We start from the raw sequence: 7594 nt of genomic DNA, 5'->3' as shown, positions 1-7594 counted from the left end.
TAAATCATCAAGCTTATTTGTCAAGCACAAAATTATAACAAAGAAATATTAAAATTTTGTAGTAAAACTTGTTGACTTTATATAGTTAGCCTCTTTTCATACGTTTTTTATAATGTTCTTAAATTGCTCATATGTTTTACATTTCAAAAGTTGATATACAGTAAACCTGTTATCTATTAATTTGACAAGCGAGTCGAACATGGGTTTCAGATCATCTTTTCTCGCTTTATTAACATTAAGCAAAAAAATTAGCTGGACAAGCTTCTCTCCCCATTCAATCGGTTTCTTTAATGTAACAATTGACCAGAAAGTTGAATCAGTTTTTGGTTCAAGCGGATGGGGTATGGCAACCAAGTTTCCGAAGCTTGTCGGAGCATAACGTTCTCTCTCCAGCACAGCATCTATATAATCGTTATCTGCTTTTCCATCTTTTATAAGGCTCTCCCCTAAAAAACAAATGACTGATTCAGGTGTATCAAACGCCTGGTTTAAATAGGTATACTTTTCTATCATATAATTTTCCAGGCTTGACTTTTCTTTTGTCAGAATCCGTTCAACTTGGCTTACATCACGATCCCCGAGTATCGTACTTACATATATCACTGGAACTTCCAGGTCCTGTTGAATGGGAATCGTGCTTACAATAAAATCAAGATCTTTCAAAGATTGTTGATTTAAATTATAATATTCCGTTGTACCGATTATTTCGAGTTCCTCACCAAATCGCTTCTTTAACTTATATAATAATAACTGTGCACTTCCTAATCCTGAAGCACAAACAATCATACATCGCTTGACCTTGGAAGCAACGTTTTTGAGTCTTTCCTGGGCTAATTCAATATGAATCGCCAAATAACCAATTTCATCTTCATCGACCGTAATATTTAATTTTTCATCCAGAACACTGGCACCGACTAATGCAGCCTCAAACGACAGCGGGTATTTTACCTTTATTTCTTCCAGCATTGGATTTCGTATATTCATTTGGTGTTTATACCGATTAATGGCAGGCTTTAAATGCAAACACAAGTTTTTCAGCAGTTCCTCATCATTGGCCAATCCCAACAAATATTTCGCATCAATCCGATGCATCATTTCCTTAGCCACGCAACGTGCTTGGTCATCAACAAATGCTGTAATTGCTTTTCGCTCATGAATTGAATTTGTCAGTTTGGCCCCTTTCAAATGAATGGAAAGATACGCTACTTCATTTTCGGAAAAGCGAATTCCAAGCGTTTTTTCAATACCGTGAATCATTTCTTCTGCTACGATAAATTCCTTCATATGTTTCATTTCATCAAGCTCATCATGCCCAAGTTCGACAATATTTTCTTCCCTAATTCGCTTACATGCAATTGCCAGATGCTTTATTAAATTTTGGAGACTCACATCCGAAATAAAAATTTGATGCTTTCTCAGGTTTGTGAGGATATTGTCCTGAATGACTTCCAAATCTTTTTCAGACACAATTTTCAGCCAATGTGCATCAGCATTGATGGCTGCCGATGTTTGATTAAAAATATATTCAGAAATACAAAAACGGATCAATGTTTCGTTGCCACTTACGTTAATCCCATAGTTCGGTTTATGATTAATTTCGAGATCATATTTTTTCAGAATTTCACGGACCATTTTCAAATCACTTTGTAATGTGGAGCGGCTTACATACAGTTCATCAGCCAAATCATCCATTTTGAGGTAATCAGATTGGATTAAGATTCTTTCCATTAAATAATTAACGCGTTCACCAGGCTCAGAAGGTATCTGGAAGGTTTCTTTTCTTATATTCTCCTGAAAGAATTGGTTGAAAGATGTCTTTTTATTCATGTTTAAAAGATACCCTTTTCCCCTGATTGATTCAATTTGGATATCATCATTCTGCAGCAGATCATTCAATTCTTTGATATCGTTTCTTATCGTTTTCGAGCTGACTTGCATCTCGGTCGACAACTGTACACTTGTCACGGGTCCTGATGCATTCCTGAGCAGTTTTATAATGGCATGCAAACGTGAATTCATGTACACCACCCACTTTTTCGAAAATTAAGTATACGATCAATATAGCATGTCCTGAATACTTTCGCGACCTGTTTGATTTAAATTTTCACACAACTCCACAAACGATTTGATGCTTTTTTGAACGATATTCTGACCAACCATCATTCCTGACCCAGGAAGAAATGTATGTTTGATCGCATAATACCGTCATTCGCCAACTTTCATAAAAATGTAACGTTTTTAATTGAAAACAATTCTCATTAAACGGTATAATGAATACAGGTCAGGATGTTAAGGAGATGATATTGAGTGGCTAACGTTTTAGTGTTATACGCAAGTCTAACAGGCAGTACTGAAATTATGGCAGAAAGCATAACCGAGTACCTGAGAGAAAAAGGGCATGATGTGGCGCATAAATCATTTGATCTTGATCCGATTGAGGTAAAGCGCCTTGAAGATTTTGATGTAATCATGTTCGGATCATATTCTTGGGATGATGATATTCCATTTGAAGTAGAAGATTTTTATGAGGATATGGATGACGTTGACCTGACAGGCAAACTTGTCGGTGTTTTCGGATCATGTGATGCCTATTACGATATATACGGGCCGGCGATTGACACGCTGGCTTCCAGAGCAGCAGAGCGGAAGGCAACTGTATATGAAGAAAAGTTCAAATTTGAGCTTGAACCTGATGACAAGGATATTGCATATGGGAAGTCGTTTGCAGAAGCTGTTTTAAATCAGAATACCTAATACAGGACATGCGCTGAAATCACACGAATCCAATCATGAAAACGGGTTCGTGTGATTTTGTTAGAGTAACAGATCCGAATTGATTTATCTATCAATTGTCCTGACAGCAATCACGGAAAATTATGTGAACTTCAGTATTTCCCCTTTGAACTTGAAATTTCCATTCGCACAGTAGACAATATCAAGGTCATTCAAAATGACCTCATACCCCCGGCAAATTTTTGAGCACCTACCCTGAATAAAATCTGAATCGTCGTAATCAGCTGTTAAAAATCATATACTGTACGATAAAATAGCCAACAACCGTAATGATGGAGGGTATGCTGTATACCCATAGGGAAGCTGAACGTTTTCGCATGAATGACCAAATGATAACAGCAACAAGCAGAGAGCCCCCAATGGCCGATACGAGGTGTGACCCACTTGCATTTGTTAAAATAGATCCTTTCTGATAAATAACATCTGAAGAGGCCAAGATAACCATATTTAACATATTGCTTCCAAGAATCGCCCCGATTGCCAAATTGACATTTTTTAGCCGCAATGCCGAAAAAACAGAAACCCCTTCAGGCAGTGAGGTCGTTGCTGCAATCAGAAAGCTTCCGATAAAACTGGATCCCATGCCGGTAACAGCAGCAATCCGGTCACCTGTAATCGACAGCAGTGTTCCCGTTCCAAGTATAAAAATAGCTGCAATCGTAAAACCAATCACCGCATGTTTTACAGAAATGGATTTCTTTTCAACAAATACACCCTCTGCTTCGTTTGTTTCCTCCTCACTGACAGAGGGTGACGGCAGTCTGCTGATCACCACCATCCCAACAGTATAAACACCCAAAACCAGCAATGCGCCAGCTCCTATACCCAAAATGGTATAATCAACCCGTATTATCAACGCTGTTGATACAAGCAGCATCAGAAACAATCCCAAAAATGCGGTATACTTATGATTGCTGCTCGCGAGGTGAAGCAGTCTGTTTCTTCTATAATACAAATCAAACGCTGCAAGAATGAAGACATTAAAAAGATTGGATCCTAGCATGTTCCCAACAGCTATATCAATATTGTCGATTATCACAGCAGAAAAACTTGTCGTCACTTCCGGCAGTGAGGTGGCACCTGCCAATAAAATCGTCCCGACAATCATACCGCCCATTGCTGTCTTTTCACTGATCACATCCGCATACTCCGATAATTTCCTTGCTGTATATACGGTTATCGCAGCTGCTAATATAAACAATACAAAAACCAACGTAACAACTCCTTATGCAGAGGGAATGCATACCTATAATTTACCCCAACATAGGCGTTTTAAAGATAGGTGATCATATAAGTGTCAGGAAATTGTCACGTAGATAGAAGCAGCCAGCGAAAAGCTCGAATCGATAAACTTGGAATCAAGGTATTTCTACACAATCGCCCATATTGTAATTTTTCCGGCGAAATACATGACTAGTCAAACCAGGCCCTTTCCAAAGCCGCTACCAGTTCACTCTCTGTCGTATAAATGCCATCCAGTCCAATGTTTTTGGCGATTTGCATAACGTGTGGCTGCTCCAGAAATGCCTGCTCCAGTACGTTTTCATCAGAAAAAACATCTCTTGTCGACCCATCCAATAATACATTGCCTTGATTAAAGACAATCGTGCGTTCAAAAACCTCTGCGGCAAAGTCCATATCGTGCAAAATACACAAGACAAGTTTCCCCAGACTTCGAAGCTCGGAGATAATTTCTTTTATCCTTTCCTTCCCTGCAAAGTCCTGCCCCATTGTCGGTTCATCGAAAATAACGACATCCGTGTCCATTGCCAGGACAGCGGCAATCGAAATCATTTTTCGCTCCGATAAGCTTAAGTCGTATGGATTTTTTTCAAGCCGATCCTCGAGGCCAACTTTTTTAAGTGCCTCCAGCGCTTTATCACGTGCTTCGTTTTCCTCCTGTCCAATATTCAAGGGACCAAACATGACTTCGTTCAGCACTTTGCTTTTAAAAATCTGATCATTTGGATTTTGAAATACCATCCCAATATGCTCAGCCAAATTTGCTGCTGTATAATCCTTTGTGTTACTTCCATTGAACTGAATCGCTCCTTCAGTTGGCTGCAGCAATCCTTTCAGCAGTTTGACAAATGTGGTTTTTCCTGCGCCATTCTGGCCGACGATCGCGGTCGTCTGATCCTTCAGGTGTAAATCGATTCCTTTTAAAACTTCCATATCTTTTGTATAGGAAAAATGCAGATAATTAATCAATAACTCAGTCATCTTTGATCACCCATTTCACGGGAGATCTCCGAAAGTGTTACAGGATATTTGCCTGTATCGGATTTCTTCATTCCCATTGCTTTTGCTACGCTGGTTACCATGGGTGCCGCAATTCCGTGGTTTATTAAATCATCTCTGGAAAATACATTTTCTGGTGTGTCATAATCAATTAATTCACCATCATCCAATAGCAACACGCTGTCTGCATACTGCGAAATCTTTTCCATCTTGTGTTCAGCCATGATAATCGTCATGCCTTCCTTTGTCAGATTCTCCACAACTCTGAAAACTTCCGCAGAACCTTGTGGATCCAATTGGGAAGTGGGTTCGTCCAGAATCAGGACATCCGGCCTCATCGCAATCACACTGGCAATCGCAACCCGTTGCATCTGACCACCTGAAAGATCGAACGGATTTTGATCTTTCATTTCTTTAATAGCAAGCAGTTCAAGGCTCTCATCGATTCGGGCAATCATTTCCTTCCTTTCGATTCCCATGTTTTCCAAACCGAAAGCAATTTCTTCATATACGGAATATTTTGAGCCGGTCATCTGTGAAAATGGATTTTCAAAAACAAGACCAACTTTTGCGGCTATTTCACCTATCTCATGTTGTTTAATCTCCATCCCGTCAACCAGAACTTTTCCGCCATAAGCCCCTTTAAAAAAGTGAGGAACAAGCCCTGACAACGCGAAACAGAGCGATGATTTTCCTGCGGTATTCCGACCGATCAGTCCGATAAATTCTCCCTTTTCTACCTTGAACGAAACGTCATTAAGAGCAAGCTTATCAGTGTCCGGATATTTATACTTTAAGCCTTCCACGTCTATGATGTTCACAGCAGCACCCTCCAAACGATTGTCGCCATTAATATGGCTATCAGTAAAAATTGAATGATTTTCCGATACGGATATTCTCTTGATTCATTTAAAAACGTTTTTTTCCCTTTCGTATTAAAGCCCCGCATCTCAAGAGCAATCGCACGTTCACGGGTGTCATTCAGCGAATTCAGCACGACAGGACCAATTAGCGGAAAAAATGCCCTTATCCGGACAATCAGACTCCCCTCGGTCTCCATCCCCCTTGAACGCTGGGCATCGGCAATTTTCCCCATCGTCGCTCGTATTTGCGGAATGATCTGGAGAACTGATAAAAACACATAACCGATTTTAGGTGACATGCCTTTTTTAATCAGCCGTTCAATCAGCTCATCTGGCTTGGTTGTCAAAATCAGTACGCCAAATGCACTCAGCATATTGATTACCCGGACTGTAAGCAAAACGGCATACGATAAACCTTCCTGATAAAATGTAATGGCTCCAATTGAAAATAGGACGGTCTTATTATCCGGATGAAACATGCCCTGTACGATAATGATTGAAATAATTAAAATGATGCTGATTGCTATGATCGGCAATATTTTCATAAATACTTTTCCGATTATAATCAACAGCAAAGAGAACGCTGCTGTCAGAAACACAAATTCATGTACCGGAACAATATACGTTGCCGCAATCGATACAAATACATACATGAGTTTTGTCAGCGGATCCATATGGTGTATGATGGAATTTTTCTCAACATAAAGTGTCATGGCGCTCATGTCATCAACCTCTTATAATTCCTCTATTTCGTTATCACTGCGATAAATATTCGTCAGTGTATTCGGCAACCCTTTAAAGATTAAGTAGCTGATAATAACCGTTGCGACTTTATCCGGAACATCAACAACAATACTGTCACCGAACGATGCAAGCCAGACAGGAAGATCCATGGAAATGAAATACGCATAAAAAGCATCTCCCCATACGTTCCCAGTCTGCCCTCCCCAAAAAATAATGTTTAAAGGCGTCGATACGATGGCTGCTGCAAAACCGACGACAACCCCGATAACAATCGCCTTTTTAATATTGGCAATCCATCCTTTATAAGCCATAATCCCAACACCCATACCAATCACACCACTTGTGATGGCATAGACGGTCGAAATTGGATCCACTGTCATCCCATAAATAATATTATTCATAATACCTGATAAAGCCCCAATAATTGGTCCGGCCAGCATACCCGCAAGCACCGTCCCGATAGAATCGAGCCAAAGCGGCAGTTTCAATAACCCGGCAATTAATTTACCAAGATAGTTAATACCAATCGCTGCCGGAATCAGCACAATGGCTGCCGTTGATATCTTCAGTGACCATACACTTCTTTTACGCATGTTCCTCTCCCCTTTGTGAACATTTATTTATGAATGGAAGCAATTACTTCCATTACTGCTGTAATTTGATTTTATTCTCCCCTGCATTCACATGTTATCGGTTTCAAGATCACAGCTTTAAGGTCCAGCCCGCAAGTTCATGTTCGTCCTGCAGGGCACCACAGGCTCCGAACAGGTTTAACGTATATACCCACAATATTAGTCAGTTCCTCAAATGCGATCCCCGCGGGACAGAGCCCCAGTTCCGGTTGATTAAACCAAAATCTTTATAATGGTCAGCTGCATTTTTATACTCTCGATTATATACTAAATGTTGTGTATTGGTGAACTGATTCTTGACTTTCATTTCACTGGAATCCA

The 7594-nt window shown here is 40.0% G+C and carries 7 protein-coding genes; 1 reads left to right on the top strand and 6 read right to left on the bottom strand.

The window, feature by feature from the left end; all coding sequences use genetic code 11:
* Nucleotides 1-96: 96 nt before the first annotated feature.
* On the bottom strand, nt 97-2019 hold the full coding sequence (locus tag BM195_RS10490; RefSeq protein WP_090237567.1) for a BglG family transcription antiterminator: 1923 nt from the start codon (nt 2017-2019) through the stop codon (nt 97-99).
* A gap of 288 nt (nt 2020-2307) precedes the next feature.
* Between BM195_RS10490 and BM195_RS10485 the strand changes: the two genes are divergently transcribed.
* Entirely contained in the window at nt 2308-2754 is a 447-nt protein-coding gene (locus tag BM195_RS10485; protein WP_090237564.1) for a flavodoxin domain-containing protein, read from the top strand.
* A gap of 259 nt (nt 2755-3013) precedes the next feature.
* On the opposite strand, the gene BM195_RS10480 is transcribed toward BM195_RS10485, so the two are convergent.
* From BM195_RS10480 to BM195_RS10460, 5 genes are all read right to left on the bottom strand, one after another.
* Nucleotides 3014-4006: a sodium:calcium antiporter gene (locus BM195_RS10480; RefSeq protein ID WP_090237561.1), complete on the bottom strand. Its 993-nt coding sequence runs from the start codon at nt 4004-4006 to the stop codon at nt 3014-3016.
* 200 nt (nt 4007-4206) lie between these two features.
* Nucleotides 4207-5016, bottom strand: coding sequence for an energy-coupling factor ABC transporter ATP-binding protein (locus BM195_RS10475; RefSeq protein WP_090237558.1), 810 nt, complete (start codon nt 5014-5016; stop codon nt 4207-4209).
* Entirely contained in the window at nt 5013-5855 is an 843-nt protein-coding gene (locus tag BM195_RS10470) for an energy-coupling factor ABC transporter ATP-binding protein (RefSeq protein WP_090237555.1), read from the bottom strand. The genes BM195_RS10475 and BM195_RS10470 overlap by 4 nt, the downstream gene beginning before the upstream one ends.
* Nucleotides 5852-6619, bottom strand: a complete 768-nt coding sequence (locus tag BM195_RS10465; RefSeq protein ID WP_090237552.1) for an energy-coupling factor transporter transmembrane component T family protein — start codon at nt 6617-6619, stop codon at nt 5852-5854. The genes BM195_RS10470 and BM195_RS10465 overlap by 4 nt, the downstream gene beginning before the upstream one ends.
* Nucleotides 6620-6631: 12 nt before the next feature.
* Nucleotides 6632-7234: an ECF transporter S component gene (locus tag BM195_RS10460; RefSeq protein ID WP_090237550.1), complete on the bottom strand. Its 603-nt coding sequence runs from the start codon at nt 7232-7234 to the stop codon at nt 6632-6634.
* Nucleotides 7235-7594: the final 360 nt, after the last annotated feature.

This window comes from Lentibacillus halodurans (genome assembly GCF_900112045.1).
Lineage (GTDB): Bacteria > Bacillota > Bacilli > Bacillales > Amphibacillaceae > Lentibacillus > Lentibacillus halodurans.
This window is presented reverse-complemented; position numbering and strand designations above follow the sequence as displayed.

What these genes read in the sequence shown, in the direction of transcription:
- BM195_RS10490 (WP_090237567.1), bottom strand. Translation starts at nt 2,019, where the DNA reads ATGAATTCACGTTTGCATGCCATTATAAAACTGCTCAGGAATGCATCA.
- BM195_RS10475 (WP_090237558.1), bottom strand. Translation starts at nt 5,016, where the DNA reads ATGACTGAGTTATTGATTAATTATCTGCATTTTTCCTATACAAAAGAT.
- BM195_RS10465 (WP_090237552.1), bottom strand. Translation starts at nt 6,619, where the DNA reads ATGAGCGCCATGACACTTTATGTTGAGAAAAATTCCATCATACACCAT.
- BM195_RS10460 (WP_090237550.1), bottom strand. Translation starts at nt 7,234, where the DNA reads ATGCGTAAAAGAAGTGTATGGTCACTGAAGATATCAACGGCAGCCATT.